Source organism: Bradyrhizobium sp. STM 3557, from assembly GCF_045571465.1.
Taxonomy (GTDB): Bacteria; Pseudomonadota; Alphaproteobacteria; order Rhizobiales; family Xanthobacteraceae; genus Bradyrhizobium.
Genome location: NZ_CP120697.1, coordinates 6,832,990 through 6,859,236, shown reverse-complemented (window position 1 = coordinate 6,859,236; position 26,247 = coordinate 6,832,990). Strand labels below are relative to the sequence as shown.

Sequence of the window (26,247 nt, the reverse complement as noted above, 5' to 3'; positions counted from 1 at the left end):
TTGCAGGATTACAGCCTGCCCGAGGCACTCGAGCAAGAGCGAGTTTGCAGCGTCAGCGTGCCGCGGGGTCGCAGGTCCGGCGCCTGATCCTGATCGGTCTCATGGGCGTTTTCTGGCCGTGACAATGTGGCGATCAGGGAATATGGCTACGGCCGTAACCGAGCATGATGCTTAGAGCAGGATTCTTGGAGGCCTCGGACATGATCCCCAATGCCAGCCGCATGTTCAACTTCGATCTCGGCGAGACGGCGGATGCCATCCGCGAGACGGTTTTCGGCTTCGCGCAGGATCAGATCGCGCCCCGCGCAGCCGAGATCGATCGCACCAACCAGTTTCCGCGCGACCTGTGGCCGAAGCTCGGTGAGCTCGGCCTGCACGGAATCACGGTCGAGGAGGAGTATGGCGGAGCCGGCCTCGGCTATCTCGAGCACTGCATCGCGCTGGAGGAGATTTCCCGCGCCTCCGCCTCGGTCGGCCTGTCCTATGGCGCCCATTCGAATCTCTGCGTCAACCAGATCCGGCGCAACGGCAACGAAGTGCAGAAGCGCAAATATCTCCCGAAGCTAATCTCGGGCGAGCATGTCGGATCGCTGGCGATGTCGGAACCGCAGGCCGGCTCCGACGTGGTGTCGATGAAGACGCGCGCGCAGAAGAAGGGTGACCGCTTCGTCCTCAACGGCAGCAAGATGTGGATCACCAACGGGCCGGTCGCCGAGACGCTGGTGGTCTATGCCAAGACCGATCCGACCGCCGGCCCGCGCGGCATCACCGCCTTCATCATCGAGAAGGGCATGAAGGGATTCTCCACCGCGCAGAAGCTCGACAAGCTCGGCATGCGCGGCTCGGACACCTGCGAGCTGGTGTTCGAAGATTGCGAGGTGCCGGAGGAGAATGTACTCGGCGAGGTCGGCCGCGGCGTCAACGTGCTGATGTCCGGTCTCGATTATGAGCGCGCGGTGCTGGCGGCAGGGCCCCTGGGCATCATGCAGGCCTGCATGGACGTGGTGTTGCCCTACGTCCATGAGCGCAAGCAATTTGGCGAACCGATCGGCACGTTCCAGCTCGTGCAGGGCAAGGTCGCAGACATGTATACGACGATGAACGCCTCGCGTGCCTACGTCTACGCGGTGGCGAAAGCCTGCGACCGCGGCGAGACCACGCGCGAGGATGCGGCGGGTGCCATTCTCTATGCGGCGGAGAAGGCGACGCAATGCGCGCTGGATGCGATTCAGCTGCTGGGCGGCAACGGCTACATCAATGACTATCCGACCGGGCGGCTGTTGCGCGATGCCAAGCTGTATGAGATTGGTGCAGGCACCAGCGAGATTCGCCGCATGCTGATCGGTCGCGAATTGTTTGAGAAATTCACATAAGACGAAAAATCATCGAGAAATATTCGGCGGCCATTCAGAAAGCGCCCCCTACCATCGAACCGTGACACGCGTCATGGAGACAGACCACTGAGCTTTGCTCTTTGCCGGCAATTTGACCGGACAGGAGGATTCCAGTCGTGAATCAGTTGAGTTTCGTGCCGCAGTCGCCGCCCCCGCTGCCGGCAGCCTCCACCGCGTTCTCCGGTGAACGTCGCGCCTTCTTGGAGCTGGTCAGCCGCGGCGCGGCGCTGGAACTCGTTACGCTCGGCTTCTATCGCTTCTGGCTTGCCACCGATATCCGCAGGCATTTGTGGACGAACACCGTCGTCGACGGCGACGCCGCCGAATATACCGGTCGCGGCAAGGAGCTTCTGATCGGCTTCCTGTTCGCGATGGCGATCCTGGTGCCGATCTATCTGGCGTATTTTCTGGTCAGCGTCGAAGCCGAGCGGTGGAAGGGATTCGCCGGCGTGCCGCTGGTGATCGCCTTCTACGCCTTCGGCCAGTTCGCGATGTATCGTGCGCGCCGCTACCGGCTGACGCGCACGGTCTGGCGCGGCGTGCGGTTCTGGATGGACGGCTCGGGCTGGTCTTACGCCGGCCGTGCGATGCTGTGGACACTGCTGGTCGTGCTCACGCTTGGTCTCGCCTGGCCATGGCGCGAAGCGGCGCTCGAGCGCTACAAGATGCAGCACTCGTATTATGGCGATCTGCATGGCAGCTTCGAGGGCAGGGGCTGGGAGTTCTTCAAGCGAGCCTGGTGGCTATTGCCCTGCGCGCTGATCTCGCTCGTCCTCCTGCCGCTGCTGCCGTTCGTCTATGCGCGCTTTCGCGCCATCGAGTGGCGCTGGTGGCTGTCCGGCATCCGGTTCGGCGGCGCACATCTGGAATCGACGCTGCGTCCGGGCGCACTCTACGGCCTCTACTGGAAAGTGATCGGCTGGTTCATGCTGCTACCGGTCGTCTCCGGTATCTATTTTGGCGTCGTGGTTGGCGCGGCCGCGAAGTTCGGCAGGGCGAGCGCCGAAGACGGACCCCCGACGCCGGAGGTGCTGCTCGACAACATTCCGCTGCTCGTGACGATCGGGCTCGGCTACGTCGCCCTGGTGCTGGCGCTCAACGTGGTGATGCGGCTCTATCTGCTACGCGACATCTGGGCGAGGGTAGTCGGCTCGGTCGAAGTGCACGGAATCGCGGCGCTTGCCAATGTCACGGCTAAGGGCGATCTGGCGAGCGCGCTCGGCGAGGGATTTGCCGATGGTCTCGATGTCGCAGGCTTCTGACGCGGACGGTCCCGGTGCGCCCGGTGATCGCGCAGCGGACGACGCTGCGCGCCCGGCCACCGGTCCCGCGATTTATTTCGACGGCATCTCCAACCGCCGCCAGGTGGTGAGCATCGCGCTTGTCAACCAGCTCGTCATGCGCAGCGACGACAATTTCGTCTCCTGGGCCTATTCCGATATCCGACGGGTCGACAGCCCGACCGGCACCTTGAGGGTGAGCTGCCGATCGGCCCCGCCGCTGGCCCGGCTCGAGATTCGCGACCCGGCGCTCGCAGCCGAGCTGGTCGCGCGATGCGCCGGGATCGACGAGAATCAACTGAATGGCGGCGCCATCGCGCGCATCGTGGCCTGGTCGGTAGCTGCGGCCGCCTCGATCGTCGCGGTGGTGTTGTTTGCGATTCCCTTCGCGGCCGACCGGCTTACGCCGCTGGTGCCGCGGACCATGGAGCGGCATCTCGGCGAGGCGGCCGAGGTGCAGCTCACGACCGTGTTCGGCGACAAGATCTGCAAGGGCGCGGCCGGCCAGGCGGCGTTCGCGAAGCTCGTCGAAGCCCTGCGTGTGCCGGCGGGGCTCGATGCGACGGTGAAGTCGCAGGTTCTGGATACGCCGATCCCGAATGCCTACGCGCTTCCCGGCGGGCGATTCTTCCTGTTGAGCGGCCTGCTGGAGAAGGCGCGCGATCCGGACGAGATCGCAGGCGTTCTGGCTCACGAGCTCGGCCATCTCAAGCACCGCGACAATGTGCGGGAGCTGATCCATAATGGCGGCAGCTCGTTCCTGATCGGGCTGTTGTTCGGCGACATCACCGGCGCCGGTGCGGCGCTGTTCGCCTCGCGGACACTGGTCAGCGCCTCCTATTCACGGGAGGCCGAGCACGATGCGGACAGTTTTGCGATCGAGGTGATGCACAAGCTTGGGCGGCCGACCCGTCCGATGGGCGAGTTGATGTTCCGCGTCACCGGCAAGGAGGGCGACAAGCGCCCCTCGATCCTGGCGAGCCATCCGTTGAGCGAGGACCGGCTGCAGCGCATGCGCGCCGAGGACCGGCCGCCGACCGGGCCTGCGCTGCTCAGCGCCGACGAATGGAATGCGCTGAAGGGGATTTGCAAGTAGCCGATCCGCGTTTGCTTGTCGCGACCATTGGACGGGCCTCGATTCCTGTCATTGCGAGCGAAGCGAAGCAATCCAGAACCAGGAAGGAAGTCTGGATTGCTTCGTCACTAACGCTCCTCGCAATGACGATGCTCGTTGCCGGCGTTCGCCAGGACGACAGTTGAGCTTGTAGGTGCGGCCAGCTCATCAATCTGAAGCTATCAATCCAGCAGATTGTTCGTCTTCTTCACGAAGGCGCGGACGTCGGCGAGCACTTCCGGCAGCACCGCCTTGACCTCCGCAAACGTCATTCCGGCCTTGATGCGGGGATCGTAGAGCAGGTTGAGGATGTACTGGTCGTAGACGTCGAAGAAGCCCATCGACACGTTATCGTTGAACATGGTCCAGGGCACGGTCGAGGTGTCGTTGATCGGGCCGAGCGACTGCAGGAGCTCCTCATAGGCGCAGTCGAGGAAGACGAAATCGCCATTGTCGACGGTGAGGATGACGTCGGAGTGCTCGATCTCGTAGGCGTCGTTCTTGCGGAAGCCGGACAGGCATTGCGGGTCGAGCGAGGTCTTGATCTCGTGCGCCCGCTCGCTGCCATAGGCCTCGCTGATGGTGTGGTAGAGATCGCGGTCGCGCACCAGTTTGACGTGGATGTTGGCGTCCTCGCCGCTCTCGCTCATGGCGATGTCGAGATGCTGGATCTTGGCGCCGATGTCGGTGACGATCTTGGCGAGTTGTGCCTTGCGGTCAGCGCGGCGGCCATCGGCGAATACCCTCACCGGCGTGTCGTATTTGCGGATGCGGTCGACCCGGCCGGCGAGATGATATTCGGCGCCGAAGGCGGTCTTGAAGAAGCCCTCGGTGATCTCGGCGTCGGTGAAGCTCTTCTTCTCCGCGCGCTGGCGTGCGGCGACGGAGGGGATGTCGCCGGCCCGCAGCTGCGGGGCGGTGAGCGGAAGCAGGAGGGCGGCCATCATGACCGCCCGAACGATCGACCAGCTTCGGCCACGCCATGGCGCGGCCCACAGGCTTTGAGCCATCTGTATTAGTTCTTGACGATCACCGTGGCGCCGACCGAAACCCGGTTGTACAGGTCGGTGACGTCCTCATTGGTCATGCGGAAGCAGCCCGAGGAGACGGCCTGGCCGATGGTCTCGGGCTCGTTGGAACCGTGAATGCGATACAGCGTCGAGCCGAGATAGAGCGCGCGGGCGCCCAGCGGATTCTCGATGCCGCCTTCCATGTGCCGCGGGAGGTCTGGCCGGCGTGCCAGCATTTGCCGCGGCGGCGTCCAGGCCGGCCATGCCTTCTTGGCGGTAATGCGATGCACGCCGCCCCAGCGGAAACCGTCGCGGCCGACGCCGATGCCGTAGCGCAGTGCCTCGCCGCCCCCCAGGACCAGATAGAGCCGCCGCTCGGCGGTGTTCACCACGATGGTGCCCGGCGCGTAGTTGGTCGGGTACATCACTATCTCGCGCGGAATCGGGCTGACGCCGCCCTGGAAGAAATTCGGGCCGCCGTACATGACGTCGCGTGTATCACCGTAGAACTGAGCGTGCGCGGCGCTGCTTGCCGCCACCATCATCGCCGCCGCACCCAAGACCCGCATCATCATCGTATTTCCCCCGCGAAGTTCAGCGTCTGTCGAAAATGTCCATAAATGGCGCGTTGCGCAACCCACGGCAGCGTGAGGCCAGGCATTTCCACTTGATGCCGTGACCGGGAAGCTCGCCTGCGGGGCCTGCTTGGACCTTCCCCGCGTGACGCGGCACGACTTGTTAGACAAGCTCGTTGGCCAAGTCCCCGCTGGCCAAGTCCCGGCTGGCCAAGTCTCGCCAGCCAAGTCCCGCCATCGTCCGCGCGGTGGTAGCTGCAATGCGGCTTCCCCCTTTGACTGCGCCTCCGAACAATGATTGATCTCAAGTTCCTTGAAGACAAGCCGGATGCGAGCGGGAGCGAAATGATGAACGGTGCGGAAAGTCTGGTGCGGACTCTGGTCGCGGGTGGTGTTGACGTCTGCTTCACCAATCCCGGCACCTCCGAGATGCACTTCGTCGCCGCGCTCGACCGGGTGGAGGGCATGCGCTGCGTGCTCGGCCTGTTCGAGGGCGTGGTGACGGGCGCCGCCGACGGCTATTTCCGCATGAAGGGCTCGCCGGCCTCGACCCTGCTGCATCTCGGCCCCGGCCTGGCCAACGGGCTTGCCAACCTGCACAATGCCAAGAAAGCCCGCTCCGGCATCGTCAACATCGTCGGCCAGCACGCGACCTACCACATCGGCTACAATGCGCCGCTGACCTCCGACATCGAGGGCCTGGCGCGGCCGATGTCCGACTGGGTGCGGACCTCGCCGAGCGCGAAGGCGGTTGCCGCAGATGGCGCCGCCGCGATTGCGGCCGCGAAAAGCGCGCCGCCGCAAATTGCGACCCTGATCCTGCCGGCCGATACCGCCTGGAATGAGGCCGACGGTATCGCCGCGGTGCCGGCGGATGCGCAGCGTCCGACCTATTCGGCGGAGGCGGTGGAGAAGGCCGCGAAGATCCTGCACGCGCATGGTCCGGAGACGCTGGTGCTGATGACCGCCGGCGCGCTGACAGAGCAGGGCCTCGCCTTCGCGCAGCGCATCGCCGGCAAGACCGGCTGCCGCGTCATGGGCCAGACCTATCACCCGCGCATGGCGCGCGGCGCCGGGCGCTTCTCCATCGACCGCATCCCTTACGTGATCGAGCAGGCGCTGCCGATCCTGAAGAACTACAAGCACATCGTGCTGGTCGAGGCCGCCGATCCCGTCGCCTTCTTCGCCTATCCGAACAAGCCGAGCATCTTGAAGGCCGAGGGCACCGAGGTCCACCGCATGACCGCCTGGGGCGAGAACTCGGTGGCGGCGCTCGAGGCGCTCGCGGATCATCTCGGCGCCAAGGCCTCCGACGTGCAGCCGCAAAAGCTCGCCGAGCTGATCAAGCCGACCGGCGCGTTGAACCACAGCTCGATCGCGCAGGCGATCGCGTGCGCGATTCCCGAGAACGCGATCATCGTCGACGAATCCATCACCACCGGGCGCGGCTTCTTCCCGCCGACCGCCGCAGCCAAGCCGCATGATTGGCTGCAGAACATGGGCGGCTCGATCGGTTTCTCCACCCCTGTCGCGACCGGGGCTGCGGTGGCCTGTCCGGACCGCAAGGTCATGTGCCTGGTCGGCGACGGCAGCGCCATGTACACGATCCAGTCGCTGTGGACCCAGGCGCGCGAGAATCTCAACGTCGTCACCATCGTGTTCGCCAACCGCATCTACCAGATTCTGCGCGGCGAGTTCGACGGCGTCGGCGCCGGCGAGCCCGGCCAGCGCGCCCAGGACATGCTCAAGATCGACCGGCCGACGCTCGACTTCGTTGCGATGGCCAAGGGCATGGGCGTTCCGGGCCGCGCCGTCACCACCGCCGACGAGTTCAACAAGGCGCTCGCCGAAGCCAATGCCGAAGCAGGCCCGCGCCTGATCGAAGTCCAGATGTAGCTGCGGGCTGCCAACCACGCATTCAGTGTCGTCCCGGGCAAGCGAAGCGCGGACCCGGGATCCATACCGCGTGATCCCTGAAATGGGCAGGCGACCAGTACCGCGCTCAAGCCATGGCCGCCGCGGCGTATGGGTCCCGGCTCAAGGCCGGGACGACAGCGGATATGGCAAAAGGCGCGATTGATGCTGCGATCGGCGATCCTCCACCGATCGTATGCTATGCTGGCGAATCGATTCCGTTGTCGCGTTTTTGGGGCGTATGCACTCCGAGCTCAGCCGGCTGATCTCCTCATTGCAGGAGTTCTATATGCGCGAGCGCTTCATCCTGGAGCGCGACCTCGGCGAGCGCACGCTGACCCATAGGCTCGCCGTACAGATCGAGCGGCATTTCCCCGGCTGGGACGTCGATTGCGACTACAGCCGACTCGGCGACCGCACCATGCTGCTGCCGCGCGGCAGCATCGTCTCGACCGACGACACGCTGGGTAAATCGGTCTACCCCGACATCATCGTGCATCGGCGCAGCGTGCCGAAGCATCTGCTCGCGGTCGAGGTGCGCAAATCAACCAATCACCAGCCGCTGCAGCACGACCTGCACAAGCTGATGGCGCTGACCGATCCGCATCTGTGGTTCGCCTTTGCCTGCGGCGTGCTGCTGACGCTCGGCCGGACCGGCGTGACCGGCGCGGAGGTCTATGTCGGCGGCCGGCGTGAGGCGGAATTGTCGGCGTGGCTTGCGGACCGGCTGTAGCGATCACGCGCCGGCCACACGGCAAAAAAGGCCGGCCCCTGTGAGGGGCGGCCAAGTCTGCAAGGTCAATGCCTTTAAGTCGTGTGCTTCGGGTCGCCGCGCGGGTGCGAGCGACATGGAGCTTGCTGCGGGAGGCTCACTTAGAGGCTCACTTGGCCTCTTCGCCTTCCGACGACGACGACTTCTTTGACTTTTTCGCCTTCTTGCTCTTGCTCATCTTCATGCCGTCACCTTTGCCCATGGTGTCGCCGCTCGTGGCCGACGTGCCGGCAGCGCCGGCCTTGTCTGTCGACTGGGCGAAGGCGCTCGAAGACAGCAGGGCTACGGCGGCGGTGGCGATGATGAGTTTACGCATTGCAAAAAACCTCCAGTGGGTTTGAACGGAGCGCACCATAACGGAACTTTGCTTGCGACGTTCCGTCGCAGTGATCAGTTCTTTGTGAGGAACCGGCCATCCAAAAGCCGCTTTGGCGGCCGTCTCGGCGCGAACTGGGCGGGTTATGTGATCGATCGGTGCGATGCAGGGCGCCATGCGCAGGATGAAGGTGAGCGGAGCGCCACGGCCGGGCGCGGTGCTTGGTCTTTCAGCTTAGGGTAGCGGACACCCTTGGCGGAGCGCCGATGGTTACACTTGCGTCTCTCGCGAGATCCGGTCGATCACTCCGCAGGGGCCGTGCCGGCGACTGCACCGTCGCGGTGGCGCCGGCTCCGGAACGCTTGCCGCAGCCAGGCCTTCGAGGGCACCTCGACGATTTTGTAGGTGAGCCAGGCGAAGGCCGTTGCGATCGCGACGAAGAAAACGAGGCGCGCGGCGAACTCCGGAACAGCGGCAAACTCTGATTTTCCGATCAGCGCAAATCGGAAAATGAACGGGTGCAGCAGGTAGATGCGGCAAGGCGAATTCCCGGAGCATGTCGCAACGATCATCGCGATGATCGACCAGTATGCCGATAGCGCGCTTGGCGATCGGCATTACTTCTGCGATCGGCCGCATGTCTTTCCGCCGGAAAAGCCGAAATTGAGCCACGCCGGACCAACGGAGCTTGATTCCCGACATCGCGACAGAAGGGGAGCCGCTCGATTGGGAAGCTCGCGACCAAAGCGGCAACGCGAACGAGCCGCGAACACATTCCACGGATTTTCCACGAGTCCTGTTGCCGAGTTTCGGCTCTGTCCTGCCTGCAACTGCCGGGCGGGAAAACGCGAGAGATGCGAAAAGCGCTAGAAAACAAGGGTTTTGATGGTGGGCGCACAAGGGATCGAACCTTGGACCTCTCCCGTGTGAAGGCTGCGGGTCAAAGCTTGTCTTGTAGAAAGATCAGTAGCTTAGGGGCTCTTCGCCAAGGGCTGCGCGGCTTTTGCACGGCGGAACCTGACACTTCGCTCAGCTAAGCCACACCGCTGTTCTCTCGGCCACAAAGCCGATCGGCCCTGCGACCCGTCGTGTTCTCGGCCGAGCGTCGGTCTTGAGAGTGGATTCCCAGAGACCATCCGTATTTCTACTGTTTCCATGGGAAAAGTTGTTACGCGTGGTAAGGTCACGAAAAAAGTTGACAATGTCTGCGGATATGATCATATTGCGCGTCGTCAATGCCCGCAAAAGGGCAGGAGGTGCCCAATGACAGACAGCATTAATGCGACGGCCGACATTGCGGCAGCCGATATTGCGGCCACGGAAGAGCCCAAGCGGTTCAGATCCGAGCTGAGTTTTCCGTATGCCGATCTCGAAAGCTGCGTTGAGCTTGCTCAGACCTTGTTCGCGAGAGTTGGATCGTCTGCCTGCGATCAGGGTGAGCTGGCTGCTTGGATGAACCAGAGCGCCACCGGAGGGACGTTCAGGACGCGCATTTCTGCGGCGAAGATGTTCGGGCTCATCGATACCGGCCAGGGCCGCGCGAGCATTACCCAGCTCGGTCGCGATGCCCTGACAGGATCGGGGGCGGAGCGCGGCGCTCGCGTACAGGCGTTTCTATCCCCGGAATTGTTCAGCCGGATGTACGAACAAAGCAAAGGTCACATTCTTCCTCCACCGGCGGCAATAGAGCGTCAGATGGAGCAGATGGGGATATCGCCGAGGCAAAAAGAGCGGGCTCGCCAAACGTTCGTGAAATCGGCGACTTATGCGGGATTCATCGACGCTAGCACGGGACGTTTCGTAAAGCCGGGCTTGTCGCCGCAGGAGGAGCGGGCCCCGGCGAGGGATGACGATCTGGGGAACGGCAATGGGGCCGGGGGAGGGAATCAGCCGCCCATTGATCCGATTATCGCGGGGCTCTTAGCGCGTCTGCCAAGGTCCGGTGAAGTTTGGCCTGAGGCTGAACGAGCGCTTTGGTTGCAGCTTTTGGAGGGCAGCTTTAAGTTGATCTATAAGGATCGACCGTCAGGTTAGTTGTGGATTTACATGACCTTACTTGTTTAGCATCTGATTAAGGGTCGCTCAGTACACTAGAAAAATGAGTTTCTTGAACAAGCGTTCTCACGGTTTGGCAAGATGAAGATCGTTCTGGAAAAGACCTTCACGACTGTGGTCACGGCATCGGTGGAGGAAAAGCCACCGAGGGTTCCGCCGCGGATTAAGGCCGCGCCGGCCATCCGGCAACTTTACTGGTGCGATTTTCCGCAGGATTCCCACCTGCCAGAGTTCTGGAAGACCAGGCCGGTTCTCATTATTTCTTTCAAAAACATACTTTCGGGCGCCGTAACGGTACTTCCTTGCTCCTCTCAAGCGCAGACCGGGAACCCTTGGGCACTCGAATTGGCGACAACGATTGATGGAGAACGATCCTGGGTGATTTGTGATAAGCCAACGACGGTGGCAGTGAGCCGTCTTACGCCCGACAAGAAGGGTATTCGACGTCTTCCCGTCAGTGAATTTGATCCTATATTGGCTTTGTTGTTCAAATGGCTGCCTAAACTTACCGTTTAGTCCGTTTGACAATGCTGCGGGATGTTATCTTTGGTGATAGCGATTTTCCTTGCAACTTTCCCTTGGTTATTATAGTTATAGTCCCACTCGCGGCCCCGAGAGGGTGTCCGTTTCCCATTGGGAGCTACTTAGCCAAGGGGTCCTCGCAAGGGGGCCCCTTTGGTCGTTTCATGTAGCTTTTCGATTATGCTCACGTAAGCCGAGCGTTACCCTGCAGAGGTAACGAGATTGCTGCATTGCAGCATGGAATCGGAGAAAGCCCGAGCCAACGCAAAGCACAATTTATGAGCAGCGCCTCATTTCAACGCTGCCTGAACCGATTTAAGCAATGCGACGCGCGGACCATTCCTTGAGGGCTCGCATCCCGGCCTCGCGCTCGGTTTTCTTCAACGTTTTCGCCCGGCGACTGACCAGCTTGACCGGCTCCTTCATCCAGTCTTGATCCAACCATTCTTGAATGGTCGGCAGCTTATTAATGGCTTCGATCAGATCGGGTTGCGGGACGTGGGTGTAATGGCGGCTCATGTCGTCGGCGACGTGCCCGAGAATCTGGTCCTTCTTGTAGGGGTGGACGTTCTTGACGACGAGTTCCGTCGAGACGGTGTGCCGCGCGGTGTAGGGAGCCACGTCGAAGACGTGCGTCCGCAGGCGGGCCGCTGCGATGGCCTTCTTCATCTGGCCGCCGTTGTCATCATAGACCGTGAACGGTTCGTTTTCCCATGTGCGGACAAGCTTACCCGGCCGGTTCTCGACCATGTCGGTCAACATGGGCACCAACGCTTCATGGATCGGCACACCCCGAGCCTCGCCAATCTTCGACTTCGGCAGAGTGATCCACCGAGCGGGCACGTTGACCTGCGTGGTCTCCATGACGAAGAGCTCTATGGGGCGCAGCCCGGTGTAAAACAGGATCGTGAAGATGCACTGGTTGGCGACGCCGCAGCCTTTAATGAAGCGCCACGCCGTCTCATACTCGGTCGGATAGGAGCCAACGCGTTTCGGTTTCAGCCGGACGACGTTAGTGCCCTTCAACTTTGTCTTCGGCCTGATCCACATCTTCGGCTCGGCCCATTCCTGCGACGCGGCGTGACGCCAGACCGCGATGAAAGGCGTCCATAGCTGACGGTTCAATGTATCGGGCAGGACTCCTGGATAGAGCTTGTTTCCGATGTCGTTCATCTGTTTTTGCGTGATTGAGCGGAGCGGCACGCCAATAAGTTCGGCCATCAGACCGGACCACTTGCCGGTCTCTTCATCGAACGTCCCAAGGAAGCGCGGAGAACCGCCGTTTTCCAAATACGACTCGACCGCCTGATCAAAAGTCACGACGGCCTTTTTGCCGTGGACTTGTTCGTCAAGCAGTTGTTTCTCTCGCTTTATGCGGAGACCTTCTGCCGCCGCCTTGTTAGTAGTTTTTGTAGATTCGTGGATTTCCCGGCCTTGGAAGTCCGTCCCCCGGATGATGTAGTTGGACGTGGGGGTGCGCTGCCACAAGTAGAGACGCATGACGTTCTCATTCCATTAAATATTGTAACTATGTCAGCTTCAATGAAGCGATACTCGCGGCCAATCCTCGCCGCATTTGGAAGATGCTTCGCAACTAATAGATAGAGTGTCTTGCGTGATACACGCAGGCGCGCCATCACGTCGGCCGCAGTCAGAACGGTGTCGAGTGGCGTGTTATCATTGGCGTGCTTCACGGACGATCCTTTTCAGGTCGATGTCTCTGACCTGGTACTGGTCGAGCACGACCTCGCGCATCACGTCCATGAGGCCGTCGGTCGAGCCGAGCGCTTTTACTTGGTCGATATAGCTGAGCAGTTGTATCGCGCGCTCGATCTCGACGGCGCGATGCATTCCACATTCGAGCGCGTCCCTGATTTGGCGCACGCGGTCTGCTCGGGAATGGCTCACGGCAATTGTCTCCATAGCGGCTGCGTCTGGCCTATTAGCTGGTATATCCGTCGATTGCAATGGATATAAAGGACATAAACAACGGCTCGCAGCAGGGCCGTCGCCGCCGCGATCGTCGTCGCAATAGGCGCGGGCCGACGTTTAGCGCGAGCGTAATAACGTAGCGCCCTAGCGCAAAGCTCGCTGTCGCTCGGTCCAAGCATTGTATCTTCCCCGCTGCTCAACGCGATAGCGAGCGCGAGCGCATTTCCCCGATCTGCCAAGAAGGTTCTCCATCTCCGCGAACGCATCGTTCGTTCCTCGTTCGTTCTGGTATTCCGATATTCAGAACATAGAGTCAATCACAACTTCTGATTTGCAGAAGGTCACCAAGCTGCCGCGCTAGTATTCATGCGACATCCAAGATCGGGACGGTGAAGGTGCCACGAACCGCGCGGACTCCGGCAATCACGGCATCTAACCGCATGTCGATCTCGAAGGCGCGGAAACGCGCATCGAGCAACGCGAGCACGATCGAGTCCATGTCTGGCTTAGCGTGGCGCGCTACGGCGGCGTCGATCATTTGCTTGGTGGTCGGATCAATGGACGGCATCGGAGGGCAAGTCCTGTAGGAGGGCGTGTTGATCGGGGTGGACGGTGGGGCGCTCCTTCCTCTTCCCCTTGAACCGCACCGGCTTGACGGCGGTGGGATCGCGGAGGAAGGGGAAGCGTTCGTGAATGCCGGTGACGATCTCGACCAGGGCGAGGACGGTCTGCGGCATTGAGAGGCCGAGCTTGTCGGCAATGGGCTGAAGCTCCGTGCGGACTTCGTCCGGCAAGGTCTTTGCGCGGGGCACCGCAACGAAGTCCCAGCCGAGCCATCCGAGCACCGCTTCAAGGCTTTCGAGACCCGGCTTGTTCTTGCGGCGCCACGCCTTGATCGAAGCGCGGCGGACGCCAGAACCTTCCTCAGTCTCGTCATAAGTGACGCGGAGACGTGCCATCTCCGCGAACACCAACTTGACATGCGGACCGACGCGGTCGGGCATTGTGACCGTGCGCCGGTTAGCCCGCTCGCGCCGGTGGCTAGTCATGCGTCGGACCCGCTGCCATCTCGGTCGAGATGTTCATCATGCCGATGACACCGATCATCGACGGCTCGTCCTCGGCCTGGAACAGCACGCGCCGGTTTTGGTGATCGGGATGCATCTGAATCGTGCTCGCCTTGAATGAGCCGAGCATCGTCTTCATGAACTGACCGTTGAGGCCGAACGCCGCGATCTCGCCGTTGATGTCGGCCTCGACCACGTCAACACCGCCGCCGGTCTGACTGCCAACCGCGACGACGAAGCCTTCGTCTGACCCGGCGCACTGCAACCGATAGCCCTGATCCTTGAGCGCGAACGGTTCGAGCAGCGCGACGGCGCTGGCGCACGCCTCGCGTTCGAGCCTGATGCGCGTCTCGCAAGGGTTCGAGACCAGCGGCGTATAGTTCGGATAGGTACCGAGCAGCAACGAAGAGCAGAAGCGAGTCGTCGGCGTCGAGACGAAGATCGAATGTTCGTTGACGACGATCTGCACCTCCTCGGCCGAGCGGAAGAGCCGCAGGATTTGCGACACGGTCTCGGCGCTCAAGATGACGCCAGGGCGGCCGCTGCCGTCCTGCGGCATGTCCTCGGCGCCGTCGGGCAGGGGCACCGACGACATGATCAAGATCATCCCTGTGGTGCCAACCGCCGCGAGGCGCCCGTTCGCGACGTGGAAGAACACGCCCTGCATTGCCGAGTTGGGGACCGTCGAAAGCTCCTGGGCGGTGTGGCTGAAGAGCTTGACCAGATCGGCGCCGTCCAGCGTGAACGTCGCGCCGTCCTCCTTGTATTGCCGCGCAGGCCAATCCTCGGCGGCGAGGGTGGGGAAGCTCGTGCGAGACCGGCCTGCCTTGACGATCATCTCGAACTTGGCTTCGTCGAAGTCGATCGTGACTTCGGCGCCCTTCGGCAGACGATCAACGACTTGCTTCAGCTTCGCAGCATCGACGGTGGTCGAGCCCTCCCGGCTCAATTCGCATTCGCCCGACGCCTCGACCTGCATCTGAAAGTCGGTCGTGGCGACGTGCAGCATGCCGTCTTCCGCAATGATGCGCGCGTTGTTCGCGATAATGGCCGGTGAGTTCTTCGGTGCGCTCGAAACGCCGCGCGTCACGATCTCTGCGAGCTTGTCGCGATTGATCTTCAGCTTCACAGTTAGTCTCCCCTGATTAGACATAGAAGTGACGGCGCTCGCCGATGTGCGCGATGCACTCTTCGAGCGACGGAAATTTCGGGTTGATGAAGAGGTTGAGGCGGTGGACCGCGTCATCGTGGAGACCGGCGCGAATAAGCGCATCGATCTCGTCAGCTACTTCTAAGTTGTCGAGCGTGGCGAGGTGCCGACGCGCGACCATCGAGTCGCCTTGCGCGAGCGCGGCATCGGCGCGCTGAAGTGCGGTCAGGTTTTCCGTGCTGATGTCGGACATCACTGGCCCGCGCGCTCTTCGATAGTGGAAACCACGAAGACCGGGAGGTGATCGGTCGGATACGGGAGCCGCACTTTCCCATCGAGCGCGCGGACCCTGAAGGGGCGCATCTCGTCGAGGCAACTTTCCAATGCGGCAAGCATCCCCTTCGACCAACCACGGTCGGTATAGAAGACCGAATAGTCGGCAGCCTTGCGCCAAGCGAGGCCGAGCGCGATGCCAAGCTCACGCTCTGCCGGATCGTTGTCGTTCAAGACTTGAGTGAGGAGGAGGTGAGATGCCTGGGCGCTCTCATTGCGGAGCGCGCAGTCTTTCAGGCAGCGACGTGCGTAGGCGACGTTCGCGTTGACCTCGCCCGCATAGGGCGATTCCAAGATGACGAGTTTGATTGACATGGTCCGTTGCCCCTCCCGTGAGGCTGCAACGGACCATAGATATTTATATCCGTTCTGTCAACGGATATAGAGGATATAACGGATGATGCAGAAAGGTTACAGTTCGCAACATCCGACAATCCGATGGAGCGATTTTACCTGAGAGCGAGGAAGATCAACGATCGCAGCGTCGCTAAGCATGCGGACGCTGATCTTATCGAGCGAGACTGTGACAACTTCTCGAATTGCGACACGATCGTCGGTCTGACGAATAATCGCGAAGCCACCATGAGCGACTGGCTTGTTTGGATTGACGATGACTACTTCACCAACTCGGAACCTGGGAGCCATAGTGTCGTCTGGAACCGTGACGGAGTACATCTCCGCGTCGTTGATTGGCACGGTCCAATTCATTCGACGTGAATCATTGAGCGCAAAGAAGCCGTCTGGATCGGTTAGGCCGATCTGGTATAGAGGTATTGACTTGGTGGCCGGATCGTCCGCGTGAGTCTCTGAAGAGGCGCCATTTCTTCTAGGATTTGGCTGGTCTCCGACCAAATACGCGTAGTCGCAATCCAAGATTGGGGCGAGCTTCATAAGCCCCTCTTTAGTTGGATTGAGTGACTTACCTGAGAGCAGGTCGTTCACATACGAGAGCCCGAGCCCAGCTCGGCGCGAGAGTTCGTTCCGAGAAGTTTTGAGAGACAAAACTCGCTCTTCGACTCGCTCCTTGATCGTTTCCAACTTCGGATGAACTCGGTGCTTCCGCTCTGGTGGTGCGGTCACCTTCGCCATTTCTCTTGCCCCCCGAACAATACTCAACACCATTATGTCTATCCGTTTTCTAACTGACGAACGCAAATCTTCCAAACATTTCAAAGAGTAGCGTTACCCCGGATCAACACGCGAAACGAATGCAAAACCGATAGCTCTGATTTTTGTCCGTTTCATCCGTTGACAGTGACAACGCCGTCCGTTACATAAAGTTCAACCACTTAAGCGAAAAGTTGTCGGTGATTCGGCTTAAAGCCGCAAAGCTGACGGATGTCAAGCTGCGACGACGGATAAAAATGACCGAACTCTCGAAGGAAGAACTTGTGGGCAAAGTCGCGTCGCTCACAGCAACCATCGAAGGGATGCGTCGGTCGATGGTCCTTGCGGCCTCTCTTCCTGCGGAATGGAGGCTTACTCCGATGGAGCGCGACCTGTTCCTCGCGCTCATCTCGAACGACACGGTCACGAAGCCGATGGCGATGGTGATCCTGTACGGCGCCGATCAGGACGGACGCCCGACCCATTCCGTCGATGTCTTCATCTCGCGCATTCGTCGCAAGACCGAAAACCATTCCGTCACCGTCGAGACGATCAACCGCACCGGCTACCGGCTCGTGGACCGCCTCGTATGGGCGAAGACCTTGAAGCTCGACATTTCCGTCGCGCACTAACCGGGGAGCCAAATGGCAATCTCACTCAAGAGCCTGAAGAAGAAGACCGCTGCCGAGTTGCAGCCGATCTTCACGATCTATGGTGTGCCGAAGGTCGGCAAGTCGTCCCTGGCTGCGGAGTTTCCGCGTCCGATCTTCATTCAGACGGCGGAAGGCGAGAGCGTCCCGGCCGGTATTGAAGCGGACACCCTCGAAGTTCGCAACTACGGCGATCTCTGCGAGGCGATCGGCGCACTCGTGAACGAAGAGCACCAGTTCGGCACGGCCATCTTCGACTCAACGACTGGCCTGGAAAACATCATCCGCGCCGAAGCCTGCGCGCGCAACGGCTGGAAGAGCATCGAGGACCCCGGCTACGGCAAGGGATACAAGATCGCCGCTCAAATCTTCCTCGAATACATCGACGGCATCATGACCCTGCGTCGCGAGCGTCAGATGGCAATCGTGCAACTCGGTCACTGCGACATCTCGCGTTTCGACTCGCCCTCGACTGACCCGTATTCGCGCTATCGCATCAATCTGCACAAGGATGCGGCCGACATCATCGAAGCGAACAGCGACGTGATCGCGTTCATCAACTTCAAGGCATCGATCAAGAAGGTCGATGCGGGCTTCAACAAGGAACTGCGTCACGCCGAAGGCGGCGGCACGCGCTGGATGTTCCTCGAAGAGCGCCCGAGCCATATCGCCGGCAATCGCTTCGGCATGCCGTCCGAACTTCAGTTCAAGAAGGGCGAGGGATACAAGGCGCTCGCCAAGTATCTGCCCCCTGTGCCTGAAGCGGCCTAACCCTTCCCACCAACGCCATAGCATCCAAGGGAGCACCAAATGGCAGACTTCGGCGTAAACCTCAACGGCGTCAACGCGGCGACGAGCAATCAGAGCGGCGGCGGCGGCGTTATTCCGCGCGGACGGTACGGCTTCCAGATCACGGAAGGCGAGATCAAGCAGAACTTCAAGAAGAACGGCGACAACTACAGCTTCAAGGCTGAAGTGACGGACGAAGGTCCGTTCAACAAGGCGATCGTCTACGGCACCATCGTCCTGTCGAACCCGAGCGCGTGGGCGCAGAACAACGGTCACGAGCAGTTGCAGGCCCTCGGTCTCGCGATGGGCATGGGGCCGGGCGAGTTTACCAACACCGACATGGCGCTCTATCAGCCGTTCATGGCCGACGTGGACATCGAGACCTACAAGAAGGACGGTCAGGACAAAGAGCGCAACGTCTTCGCGCGCTTCATCCACGAGGGCAACGCCAACACCGAACCGCCGTCCGAGAAGGAGCCGGCGACGCAGCCCGCGAACGACAACCAGCGTGCGCAGACCAACGCGGCGAACAACAATCAACCACAGAACAATGCCTCGACCGCTCGCCAGACGCAGAACGGCGGCTCGGCCTCCTCGGGAGCCTCGGGCGGCGGTCGCTCGATGCCCTGGAAGCGCAGCGGCTAATCATCCGACGCGCCTGACCTAAAGCCGGGACTTCGGCCCCGGCTTCATTCTCCTCCCCTCCGAAATTTCAAACCTGTCAAACGCGCCCTTCGGCGCGAACGATGAAGGCTTGCCTGATGGCCGAGTTTCCTACGCCAAACGCCACGACCGAAGCGATCTATGCGGCCTATGCGAAGGCGCGCGGTCAGGCTTGGGACGCCATGGGCATCTCGATCTCGGTGCTCGGCGAAGAGTGTGAGCGGGCGCTTTGGTACGCCTTCCGCTGGGCTGCGAAGCCCGAAGTCATCACCGGCCTGAAGGCGATCACCTTCGAGACCGGCGAGATCGAAGAGACCCGTCTGCTCAACGCGCTGCGCATGATCGGCTGCGAGGTGGACGAAGTCGATCATCGCGGCAAGCAGTACCGGGCGTCGGCGATCTCCGGTCATGTTCGCGGCAAGATGGACGGCAAGGTGCTCGGTCTCCCCGAGGCTCCGAAGACGTGGCACGTCGTCGAATGCAAATCGATGGGCGAGAAGTATTTCAAGGAGGTCGTCCGGCTGAAGTCGGTGCGCGAGGGCTACTACGCGCATTGGGTGCAGTTGAACATTTACTGCCATCTCTTCGGCTTCGAGCGCGGCCTTTACATCTGCCGGAACAAGAACACCGGCGAGGTCTACAGCGAGCGCATCCACACGGACCACGTCGAGGCAATCCGCCTTCTTCAGCGCGCCGAGCGCATCATCAAGTACGCGAGCCCGCCGCCGAAGTTGCACGAAAACCCTAACTCCAAGATGGCGTTCAAGTGCAAGACGATGTGCAGCAAAAAGGCGATCTGCCACGACGGCGAGTTCGCGCGCATTTCTTGCCGCACTTGCTTGCACGCCACCCCCGAGATGTTCGGCGACGCGGCGTGGTCGTGCGCGCGCTGGGGCAAGCCGCTCACGCTCGATGAGCAGAAGGCCGGATGCCCGGCGCATCTCTTCATCCCGGCGCTTGTGCCCGGCGAGATGATCGGCTCCTCCGAAGAGGAAGAGTGGGTGCTTTACACGCTACGCGACGGCCGCGAGTGGCGCGACGGCGCAAAGCCCGAGACCGTGCCGCGTTACTTCCACCATCCCGAAAGTGGCTGCGTCTTCATCGTGCAGCCCGGTGAGCCCGATCCACGCGATCAGGGCGGTGATGGCGCGCTCTGCGAAGAGATCAGCGCCGAACAGTTCGAAGAACTCTCCAACTATTACGCAGACGCAAAAGAGGAACAAGATGTCTGACTTTCCGAACAAGGCTCGCTTCGTCGATACCACGCGCGAGCAGTGCCAGTTCTTCTTGCCCGGCGAGTTCGGCATGCACGGCTTTGTCTGCGGCGACGCGACCAGGGAAGGCTCTGCGTTCTGCGAGTGCCACCATCGCGTCGTCTTTCAGCCGCAGCGGGTGAAGGTTCGGTCGGTGCAGGACCGTAACGTGCGCTACTCCGACCTCGACGAAGTCGAGCCCGACCTGACGGAGTTGGTCCTGTGAGGTTTCAGCTCATTTACGCCGATCCGGCGTGGACCTTCGAGACGTGGTCGGAAGAGGGCAAGGAGCACTCGCCCGAGCAGCACTATGACTGCATGACGCTGGCCGGCATCCAGGCGTTGCCGGTCAACGAAATCGCGGCCGAAGACTCGGCGTGCGGCATGTGGGTCGTTGATCCACTGCTCGACAAGGGCATCGAGACGCTGAAGCGGTGGGGCTTCGACTACTGCACGATCCTCTTCTACTACGTGAAGCTTGGCCGTGCGCTGAAGCCACACGTCGGCATGGGCTATTGGACGCGAGCCAACCCGGAGATTTGCATCTTCGGGACGCGCGGCCGTCCTAAGCGCAAGGGTAAGGATGTCCAGCGCCTGATCCTCGAATTGGGCCACGAAGAGCGGACGCTGCTCGAACCTCGCGGCCAGCACTCGGCGAAGCCCCTCGAAGCCTACAGCCGCATCGAACGGTTGGTCGATGGCCCGTACCTCGAAATGTTCGCGCGCTATGCGCAACCCGGCTGGCACCAATGGGGCAACGAGGTCGGCAAGACCGGCGGGGTCCCGAACCTCTTCCACCTTCCCGGCTACCCGGCTCGGGCAGCAAACGACAACACCTTCTTCGGAGGCACCAATGCAGCCTAAGAGCCGTCTGGCCGTCTTTCAGGACTACTTCGCCGAATACCTCAACGCCGGGGAGGAACGCGGCATGCACGCACTCGGCCTGGATTGTGAGCTGGAGCGGGCCGGTCTGACCGTGGTCTCGACCGAAGTGGTCGCCGCGTTCGCCGCCATCGTTGCCTACGGCGGCGTGTCGAGCTGGAGTTTGCAGGTACTGCTCGCGCGCCTGGGCCTCGGGACGATCGTTCCGTTCGACCCGGCGAAGCATGACGCGCAGGGCGCGGTGATCGAGCCCGGCGCGGAATATCTTGAATACGCGCCGCGCTTGGTGGAGGCCCTGCGCCTTGCCCGTCCGCATCTGCGTGGTGGTCTCAACTAATGCCCGTCAACCTTCGCGAATATCAGCGCAAGGCTTGCGACGCGCCCTATGAGTATTGGGCCGAAAAGCCGAAGGGCAATCCGCTGATCGTGCTTCCGACCGGCGGCGGCAAGTCAATGGTGCTCGGCACCATCTGCGAGGAGTTCATCAGCTTCGAGCCGACGACGCGCATAATCATGGCGACGCACGTCAAGGAGCTGGTCGCGCAGAACTTCGCCGAACTGCTCGGTATCTGGCCGTTCGCACCGGCCGGTATCTATGCGGCATCGCTCAAGCGCAAGGAGCTTCATCACCAGATCACGTTCGGAAGCATCCAATCGATGTTCCGCGTGGCTGAGAGGTTCGGCCGCATCGACGTGCTCATGATCGACGAAGCGCATCTGGTGCCGCCGGATGAGGCCGCGATGTATGGCAAGTTCATAAAGGCGCTGCGTGCCGTCAACCCGGACATGCTGATCCTCGGGCTGACCGCCACGCCGTACCGCCTCAACTCGGGCATGCTGACCGAGGGTGATGACGCGCTCTTCGACGACATCATCTATGAAATCACGATCAAGGAGCTTATTGACCTGGGCTATCTCTGCCCGCTGGTCTCGAAGGCGACGCAGACCGTGTTCGATCTGAAGGGCGTGGGGCGGTCCGGTGGCGACTATAAGCCGGGTCAATTGCAGGCGGCAGTCGATAAGCATCCAATCACGGAGGCGGCTGTCAAGGAGGTCATCGCATTCGCGACGAACAATGAAAAGCCGCGCCGGTCGTGGCTCTTCTTCTGCTCGGGCGTCGATCACGCGATGCACGTCCGTGATGAAGTGCGCCGGCACGGCTATTCGTGCGAAGCGATCCACGGCGAGACCGATGCCGGTGATCGCGACCGTTGGATCGAAGAGTTCAAGGCGGGCAAGATCACGGCGCTCACCAATGCGAACGTGCTCACGACGGGCTTCAACGCGCCGCGTATTGATCTGCTCGCCATGCTACGGCCGACCGAGTCCACGGCGCTCTATGTGCAGATGGTCGGCCGTGGCACGCGATGCATGGGCAAGGACATCCACGAGTCCATCCGCAACGGCAAGTCCGACTGCCTGGTTCTCGACTTCGCCGGCAACGTCCGAAAGCATGGCCCGGTCGATCAGGTCAAGGTGCGAAAGCCGGGCAAGGGCGGCGGTGAAGCGCCGGTCAAGGAATGCCCCGAGTGCCATTCGCTGATCTTCGCGGGTCTCCGCGAGTGTCCCGACTGCGGCCATATCTTCGAGCGCGATGTCGAGAAGAACATCAAGCAGACTGCAGATGCGGTACCGATCCTCTCAACGTCGAAACCGAATTGGGTGAAGGTCAACCGCCGCACCTTCTATCGGCACGATAAGCCCGGCGGCACTCCGAGCGTGCGCGTCGAGTATATGTGCGGCTTCACCGTCCACAAGGAGTGGATTTGCCCCGAGCATAAGGGCTATGCGCGCGTCCGCTTCGAGAAGTGGTGGAAGGAGCATGGCGGCGGCGATGATGCGCCGTTCTCGATCAACGAAACGCTTGCGGCTGCCGGCAGAAAGGTTCTGCGGGAGACGGCCGAGATCATGATCCGGGCCAACGGCCGGCATTATGAGGTCATCGGCCGCAAGCTCGCCGATGCAGGTCAAGTCTTGTCGCAGGACAACGCGGCGACGTTCGTCTCGGTGCAGCCATCTCGCGACGAGATCGTTGCCCGCAACTACGAACTCAACGGGAAGCCGGAAGAGGCGGCCAAGATACGCGCTCAAGCAGCGGCGAAGCCCTGGGCGAATCCTATGTCGGCAGCAAACAGCAACGTGCGGCGGACGATGCCGGGCGTGTCGCGTCCATCCGTAGCCAGGGGATCGGCAATGCCAGGAGTCGCAAAGCCGGTGGTGCAGCTTCGCAAGATGGCGCCTTGGGAGGAGAAGGCCGATGACGACGTTTTCGAGGGTACGTGGGGCCGTCGCGCCGCTGACGTTGACGACGACATTCCATTCTAAATTGGGAGGGGAACATGAGCAAACCGAACGCCGCGCGCAATCTGCGCCGCAATGAAATCTATCAGACGCTTGCCGAATACTGCGATGGGCAGGGCTACTCCTATGAGCCCGAGCACCGCAGCAAACACGTCTACATTGTCGTGGACATCCGGGCAGGGGAGCCCGTGCGGATGTCCTTCTCGGCCAGCGCAAGCGACCACCGAGCCGCGAAGAACGCACTCACGGTGCTGAAGCGCCTCATTCGGGAACGTCAGGCGAGCAATGACAACATCAAGGTTTGATCCCGAGCCCGTGTGCTGCGGCGTGTGCAAGCGGCTGGCGCACGGGATCGGCTACGCGCCGAAGCAGGGCAAGCCTGTCCTTTGGCTCTGCACCAACACCGACTGCATCTCTTTGGGGGAGACTGTTTTCAAGATGGCACCGAAGACGCTCAGCGCGCACGAGCTGTTTGCGCTCAACGAAGCCGGCGACGTTGCCGGCGCTTACCTCGAAAGCATTGGTAAGTTCGATCTCACCACGCTGAGCGAAGGCGAGTGGGCCGAGTTCTTGAAGACCATCCTCAACAGCTACGGCGAGAAGATGCGCGCTCGGCTGCTCAACCACGTCGCCCCGTTCTGAAGGCTCTCGCTATGACTGACTCTCCGTTCGCCCAGGTCGGCCCGACGTTGTACGAAAACGGCTATTCGCCGATACCGATCATGCCGAACAACAAGGTCCCCGGTCTGATGGTCGGCGACGAATGGCGTATGTTCAAAGGCTGGAATGAGTTCTGCCTTGAGCGGCCGTCGCAGTTCCAGATCAACCAATGGACGAAGTGGCCGGACGCCGGTGTCGGCGTGGCCTGCGGCCGTGGCCTGATCTGCATCGACATCGATCAGGAAGAGATCATCGCGCCGTTGATGGCGATCCTGCCGCCGTCCGACGTGCAGAAGAAGGGTCGCAAAGGCATCTCGCTCTTCTACCAGGGCAATACCGAGGTCATCCGCTCGAAGAACTACCGGACGCCGGATCGTGTAGGCCTTGTCGATCTGCTCGCAGAAGGCAAGCAGACCGTCTTGCCGCCCTCGATCCACCCCGACACCGGGGAACCGTATTTCTGGTGGACCGACGAAACGCTGCTCGATGTCGGTGTGGCTGCGTTGTCCGTCCTGCCGGACAACATCGCCGAGCAGATCGGCGAGGTGCTGCGTGCGTTCGGCTATGATCCAGATGGCGACCGCCCGGTGGTCAATCCGTCCGTGTCCGATCACCACGACACGTCGAGCAGCCACACCTCGAACTTCTTCCGCAAGCTCAACGAAGACGCGCTTTCCCGTATCGAGGCATGGGCGCCGAAGCTCAACCTGCCGAAGGGGCGCTTCCTGGGCCGTGTCTACCGCGCCGTGGCGCCATGGCGCCCCTCGGGCTCGGGCCGCCCCATGAGCCGCCGTAGCCCGAACCTGTCGATCTCGCCCGGCGGTATCGAGGACTTCGGAACCGGCGATCGGTTCACGGCGCTCAACGTCGTGATGAAGACGTTGCAGATCCCCGACTCCGAGTTGGACGCGGCCGTGCAGTGGCTCGGCGGCTGCCTGGGCTATGACTTCTCGCCGAACATTACCCTGACGATGGGGCCGAAGACGCTGGCAATGATCGCCGAGCGGGAGCGCCGTGATCAGGGGGAGGCCCCGCTGCGCACGGCAATCGAGGAGGCATTGACGCCACCGCCGCAGCACGAATGGCACCCGACGCCGGCCCCGGCTGTCGCCGCGAAGCCCGCCGGTGGTGATCTCTCGGCCTACCTCTCCCCGCAGCCCGGCGCGCCCACCACGGCCGCTGCGGAGCCCGCTGGTGAGCTTGTGGACGAAGAGCTTGGCGAATCACCGGCGGGCGGCGCACCGCCCTCTATGGCCGAACTGGAAGCCCTCTGCCGTGGCATCCCCGGTCTTGTCGGCGAGCTTGTCGAGTGGATGGCGGGCTCATCCTCGAGTCCATCGCGCCCGTGTGCGATCGGGCCTGCCCTGACCTGGGTCGGCACCATCGCCGGCCGGCATCACGCCGGTCCGACTGATCTCCGCACGAACCTCTATGTCGTCGCCCTAGCGCCTCCCGGCTATGGCAAGGACCACGCGCGCAAGGCGCTGCAACGGCTCGCGTTCAAGACCGGCATGCATCGGCTCCTCGGACCCGAGAACTTCCTGTCGGACTCGGCCCTGCGCAAAACTATCGAGCAGACCCCGGTCATGCTCTCGCTCATAGATGAGTTCGGCGGCTTCATCGGCAAGATCATGGACAGGCGCGCCGGCAGTCATCAGTCGAACATGCGCCACATGATCCTTCAGTTGTTCACGACCTCGAACGGCACCTACAGCGGTGCGGCTGCCGCCTCGGAGACGGCGGCGCCGATCCATCAGCCGTGCTTCTCGATCTATGGCACCAGCACGGCGCATGACTTCTGGCCGGCGATGTCCGGCCGTGGCGTTGGCGACGGCTTCCTGCCGCGCTGGCTGGTGCTCCCGATCTCAGGCAAGCCGTTGCTCGACCAGCGTGTGACGCAGCCCTATGAGCCACCGGACCGCATCGTCGAGGCATGCCGTGCGATCTTCAGGCTCTCGCGCCGGGGTGGAAACCTGCCCGACATGGCTTCGCAGCCGGTGCTCGATCCGGTGATCGCGGAGTGGGGCGGTGACGGTCTGGAAGCCGCGAAGTGGTATCGCGAGCATTTCACCCAATGCGCCGAAGAAGCGAGCGAGGACTCCAAGGTTCTGTGGACCCGCTCCATCGAGATCATGCTGCGCATCGCCCACATCGTTGCCATCGGCATCAACCCGGAACGTCCGATGCTAACGGACGAACTGGTCGATTGGGCCGGGCGGCTGACGGAACTCTCGACCAAGTCCTGCATCTCGGAGATGAGGGACCGGCTGGCTTCGACGGATAAGCAGGCGGAATATCTGTTCGTGCGTAGGTTGATCAAGGAGGCAGGTGCTAACGGGATCACGACTGTCTCGCTGAAGCAACAGATCAACGGGCTGTTCGATAATGCGCGGTACGAGGCAATCATCAAGCAACTTCAGGACGCGAGTCAGGTGTACGGACGGATGGGAACCGGGCCGCGCGGCGGTCGTCCCGCGTTCCGTTACTACGCCACGGCGTAGGCGGTGA

The 26,247-nt window shown here is 61.8% G+C and carries 31 protein-coding genes; 18 read left to right on the top strand and 13 right to left on the bottom strand.

From position 1 onward, the window contains the following. Positions 1-200: 200 nt before the first annotated feature. From P6U24_RS31810 to P6U24_RS31800, 3 genes are all read left to right on the top strand, one after another. Positions 201-1,373, top strand: a complete 1,173-nt coding sequence (locus P6U24_RS31810; protein ID WP_407156367.1) for an isovaleryl-CoA dehydrogenase — start codon at positions 201-203, stop codon at positions 1,371-1,373. Between the two features lie 137 nt (positions 1,374-1,510). After that, on the top strand, positions 1,511-2,656 hold the full coding sequence (locus P6U24_RS31805) for a DUF898 family protein (RefSeq protein WP_407156366.1): 1,146 nt from the start codon (positions 1,511-1,513) through the stop codon (positions 2,654-2,656). Then, the gene (locus P6U24_RS31800) at positions 2,631-3,770 is read left to right on the top strand and encodes a M48 family metallopeptidase (protein ID WP_407156365.1); all 1,140 of its coding nucleotides are present in this window, start codon (positions 2,631-2,633) and stop codon (positions 3,768-3,770) included. The genes P6U24_RS31805 and P6U24_RS31800 overlap by 26 nt, the downstream gene beginning before the upstream one ends. Before the next feature lie 200 nt (positions 3,771-3,970). Here the strand turns inward: P6U24_RS31800 and P6U24_RS31795 are convergent, their stop codons facing one another. Continuing rightward, complete coding sequence (locus tag P6U24_RS31795; protein ID WP_407160659.1) at positions 3,971-4,735, bottom strand: DUF2927 domain-containing protein; 765 nt, start codon at positions 4,733-4,735, stop codon at positions 3,971-3,973. Positions 4,736-4,803: 68 nt separating this feature from the next. Continuing rightward, on the bottom strand, positions 4,804-5,343 hold the full coding sequence (locus P6U24_RS31790) for a L,D-transpeptidase (protein WP_407160658.1): 540 nt from the start codon (positions 5,341-5,343) through the stop codon (positions 4,804-4,806). A 378-nt stretch (positions 5,344-5,721) separates the two neighbouring features. Here P6U24_RS31790 and P6U24_RS31785 point away from each other — a divergent pair, with 378 nt between their 5' ends. After that, positions 5,722-7,269 (top strand): acetolactate synthase large subunit, encoded by a 1,548-nt coding sequence (locus P6U24_RS31785; protein ID WP_407156364.1) that lies wholly within the window; start codon positions 5,722-5,724, stop codon positions 7,267-7,269. A 259-nt stretch (positions 7,270-7,528) separates the two neighbouring features. Continuing rightward, a complete protein-coding gene (locus tag P6U24_RS31780; protein WP_407156363.1) occupies positions 7,529-8,020 on the top strand; it encodes a hypothetical protein in 492 nt (163 codons plus the stop codon). Positions 8,021-8,168: 148 nt separating this feature from the next. Here the strand turns inward: P6U24_RS31780 and P6U24_RS31775 are convergent, their stop codons facing one another. Further along, positions 8,169-8,375, bottom strand: a complete 207-nt coding sequence (locus tag P6U24_RS31775; protein ID WP_407156362.1) for a hypothetical protein — start codon at positions 8,373-8,375, stop codon at positions 8,169-8,171. A 302-nt stretch (positions 8,376-8,677) separates the two neighbouring features. Next, positions 8,678-8,947, bottom strand: a complete 270-nt coding sequence (locus P6U24_RS31770) for a hypothetical protein (protein ID WP_407156361.1) — start codon at positions 8,945-8,947, stop codon at positions 8,678-8,680. Positions 8,948-9,638: 691 nt separating this feature from the next. Between P6U24_RS31770 and P6U24_RS31765 the strand changes: the two genes are divergently transcribed. Together P6U24_RS31765 and P6U24_RS31760 are read left to right on the top strand one after the other, a co-directional pair. Next, positions 9,639-10,409 carry a hypothetical protein gene (locus P6U24_RS31765; RefSeq protein ID WP_407156360.1) on the top strand — a complete coding sequence of 257 codons (771 nt, stop codon included), beginning with the start codon at positions 9,639-9,641 and terminating at the stop codon, positions 10,407-10,409. 102 nt (positions 10,410-10,511) lie between these two features. Beyond that, on the top strand, positions 10,512-10,946 hold the full coding sequence (locus P6U24_RS31760) for a type II toxin-antitoxin system PemK/MazF family toxin (RefSeq protein WP_407156359.1): 435 nt from the start codon (positions 10,512-10,514) through the stop codon (positions 10,944-10,946). 321 nt (positions 10,947-11,267) lie between these two features. Here P6U24_RS31760 and P6U24_RS31755 read toward each other — a convergent pair whose 3' ends face one another. From P6U24_RS31755 to P6U24_RS31715, 9 genes are all read right to left on the bottom strand, one after another. Next, positions 11,268-12,440, bottom strand: coding sequence for a tyrosine-type recombinase/integrase (locus P6U24_RS31755; RefSeq protein WP_407160657.1), 1,173 nt, complete (start codon positions 12,438-12,440; stop codon positions 11,268-11,270). After that, positions 12,323-12,589 (bottom strand): helix-turn-helix domain-containing protein, encoded by a 267-nt coding sequence (locus P6U24_RS31750; RefSeq protein WP_407160656.1) that lies wholly within the window; start codon positions 12,587-12,589, stop codon positions 12,323-12,325. Before P6U24_RS31750 ends, P6U24_RS31755 begins: the two co-directional genes overlap by 118 nt. A 40-nt stretch (positions 12,590-12,629) precedes the next feature. Further along, positions 12,630-12,875 (bottom strand): hypothetical protein, encoded by a 246-nt coding sequence (locus P6U24_RS31745; protein ID WP_407156358.1) that lies wholly within the window; start codon positions 12,873-12,875, stop codon positions 12,630-12,632. Positions 12,876-13,248: 373 nt separating this feature from the next. Beyond that, complete coding sequence (locus P6U24_RS31740; protein ID WP_407156357.1) at positions 13,249-13,422, bottom strand: hypothetical protein; 174 nt, start codon at positions 13,420-13,422, stop codon at positions 13,249-13,251. 16 nt (positions 13,423-13,438) lie between these two features. Next, positions 13,439-13,888 carry a hypothetical protein gene (locus tag P6U24_RS31735; RefSeq protein WP_407156356.1) on the bottom strand — a complete coding sequence of 150 codons (450 nt, stop codon included), beginning with the start codon at positions 13,886-13,888 and terminating at the stop codon, positions 13,439-13,441. A 37-nt stretch (positions 13,889-13,925) separates the two neighbouring features. Continuing rightward, positions 13,926-15,080 (bottom strand): DNA-directed DNA polymerase, encoded by a 1,155-nt coding sequence (locus tag P6U24_RS31730; RefSeq protein ID WP_407156355.1) that lies wholly within the window; start codon positions 15,078-15,080, stop codon positions 13,926-13,928. Positions 15,081-15,096: 16 nt separating this feature from the next. Continuing rightward, complete coding sequence (locus P6U24_RS31725; RefSeq protein WP_407156354.1) at positions 15,097-15,354, bottom strand: hypothetical protein; 258 nt, start codon at positions 15,352-15,354, stop codon at positions 15,097-15,099. Further along, positions 15,354-15,749 carry a hypothetical protein gene (locus P6U24_RS31720; RefSeq protein ID WP_407156353.1) on the bottom strand — a complete coding sequence of 132 codons (396 nt, stop codon included), beginning with the start codon at positions 15,747-15,749 and terminating at the stop codon, positions 15,354-15,356. Before P6U24_RS31720 ends, P6U24_RS31725 begins: the two co-directional genes overlap by 1 nt. Before the next feature lie 96 nt (positions 15,750-15,845). Beyond that, the gene (locus P6U24_RS31715) at positions 15,846-16,556 is read right to left on the bottom strand and encodes an XRE family transcriptional regulator (RefSeq protein WP_407156352.1); all 711 of its coding nucleotides are present in this window, start codon (positions 16,554-16,556) and stop codon (positions 15,846-15,848) included. Between the two features lie 242 nt (positions 16,557-16,798). Here P6U24_RS31715 and P6U24_RS31710 point away from each other — a divergent pair, with 242 nt between their 5' ends. From P6U24_RS31710 to P6U24_RS31660, 11 genes are all read left to right on the top strand, one after another. Then, positions 16,799-17,173, top strand: coding sequence for a helix-turn-helix domain-containing protein (locus P6U24_RS31710; protein WP_407156351.1), 375 nt, complete (start codon positions 16,799-16,801; stop codon positions 17,171-17,173). 12 nt (positions 17,174-17,185) lie between these two features. Further along, positions 17,186-17,962 (top strand): ATP-binding protein, encoded by a 777-nt coding sequence (locus tag P6U24_RS31705; protein ID WP_407156350.1) that lies wholly within the window; start codon positions 17,186-17,188, stop codon positions 17,960-17,962. A 39-nt stretch (positions 17,963-18,001) separates the two neighbouring features. Then, the gene (locus P6U24_RS31700) at positions 18,002-18,625 is read left to right on the top strand and encodes a DUF669 domain-containing protein (RefSeq protein ID WP_407156349.1); all 624 of its coding nucleotides are present in this window, start codon (positions 18,002-18,004) and stop codon (positions 18,623-18,625) included. Positions 18,626-18,825: 200 nt separating this feature from the next. Next, complete coding sequence (locus tag P6U24_RS31695) at positions 18,826-19,875, top strand: hypothetical protein (protein ID WP_407156348.1); 1,050 nt, start codon at positions 18,826-18,828, stop codon at positions 19,873-19,875. After that, a complete protein-coding gene (locus P6U24_RS31690) occupies positions 19,787-20,122 on the top strand; it encodes a hypothetical protein (RefSeq protein WP_407156347.1) in 336 nt (111 codons plus the stop codon). The genes P6U24_RS31695 and P6U24_RS31690 overlap by 89 nt, the downstream gene beginning before the upstream one ends. Further along, on the top strand, positions 20,119-20,760 hold the full coding sequence (locus P6U24_RS31685; RefSeq protein WP_407156346.1) for an MT-A70 family methyltransferase: 642 nt from the start codon (positions 20,119-20,121) through the stop codon (positions 20,758-20,760). The genes P6U24_RS31690 and P6U24_RS31685 overlap by 4 nt, the downstream gene beginning before the upstream one ends. Beyond that, a complete protein-coding gene (locus P6U24_RS31680) occupies positions 20,750-21,115 on the top strand; it encodes a hypothetical protein (protein ID WP_407156345.1) in 366 nt (121 codons plus the stop codon). The genes P6U24_RS31685 and P6U24_RS31680 overlap by 11 nt, the downstream gene beginning before the upstream one ends. Then, positions 21,115-23,103 carry a DEAD/DEAH box helicase family protein gene (locus tag P6U24_RS31675; protein WP_407156344.1) on the top strand — a complete coding sequence of 663 codons (1,989 nt, stop codon included), beginning with the start codon at positions 21,115-21,117 and terminating at the stop codon, positions 23,101-23,103. The genes P6U24_RS31680 and P6U24_RS31675 overlap by 1 nt, the downstream gene beginning before the upstream one ends. 14 nt (positions 23,104-23,117) lie before the next feature. Then, positions 23,118-23,384, top strand: coding sequence for a hypothetical protein (locus P6U24_RS31670; RefSeq protein WP_407156343.1), 267 nt, complete (start codon positions 23,118-23,120; stop codon positions 23,382-23,384). A 133-nt stretch (positions 23,385-23,517) separates the two neighbouring features. Then, entirely contained in the window at positions 23,518-23,721 is a 204-nt protein-coding gene (locus P6U24_RS31665; protein ID WP_316228685.1) for a DUF6511 domain-containing protein, read from the top strand. Positions 23,722-23,801: 80 nt separating this feature from the next. Next, positions 23,802-26,240: a bifunctional DNA primase/polymerase gene (locus P6U24_RS31660; RefSeq protein WP_407156342.1), complete on the top strand. Its 2,439-nt coding sequence runs from the start codon at positions 23,802-23,804 to the stop codon at positions 26,238-26,240. The last annotated feature ends 7 nt before the right edge of the window (positions 26,241-26,247 follow it).